At 47.8% G+C, this 523-nt stretch carries 2 tRNA genes and 1 rRNA gene; all 3 read right to left on the reverse strand.

The window, feature by feature from the left end:
* Positions 1-177: 177 nt before the first annotated feature.
* Positions 178-253 (reverse strand) — tRNA-Ala (locus M6G53_RS24970).
* 38 nt (positions 254-291) lie between these two features.
* Positions 292-368 (reverse strand) — tRNA-Ile (locus M6G53_RS24975).
* Between the two features lie 74 nt (positions 369-442).
* Positions 443-523: ribosomal RNA gene (locus M6G53_RS24980) — 16S ribosomal RNA — on the reverse strand; the annotation flags it as partial.

A 523-nucleotide genomic window follows, 5' to 3' on the forward strand; every position in this document is an offset into this window, starting at 1 on the left:
GCTGCAAACATTTGAGAGACTCTATGACAGGTTACTCTTTATCCCAATACATCTACGGAGGGATAAATTTCAGCCGTCATGTTTCAATTTTCAGCTTGTTCCAGATTGTTAAAGAGCAAAATACTTCGCAGCATACTGTCGCCAATATACTCTGAAGTAGTGAAATACCGGACTATATGGTGGAGCTAAGCGGGATCGAACCGCTGACCTCCTGCGTGCAAGGCAGGCGCTCTCCCAGCTGAGCTATAGCCCCATACAGTCACGCGCAGTACCTTTTCCACTTCCGAGAAGTGGTAGGCCTGAGTGGACTTGAACCACCGACCTCACCCTTATCAGGGGTGCGCTCTAACCACCTGAGCTACAAGCCTATAAAGGTATTTCTGCTCGTTACTTTCTATCAGACAATCTGTGTGAGCACGCCACTCGAACTAATATCTTTAGGTAAGGAGGTGATCCAACCGCAGGTTCCCCTACGGTTACCTTGTTACGACTTCACCCCAGTCATGAATCACAAAGTGGTAAG

The sequence above is a fragment of the Serratia nevei genome, from assembly GCF_024160145.1.
Taxonomy (GTDB): domain Bacteria; phylum Pseudomonadota; class Gammaproteobacteria; order Enterobacterales; family Enterobacteriaceae; genus Serratia; species Serratia nevei_A.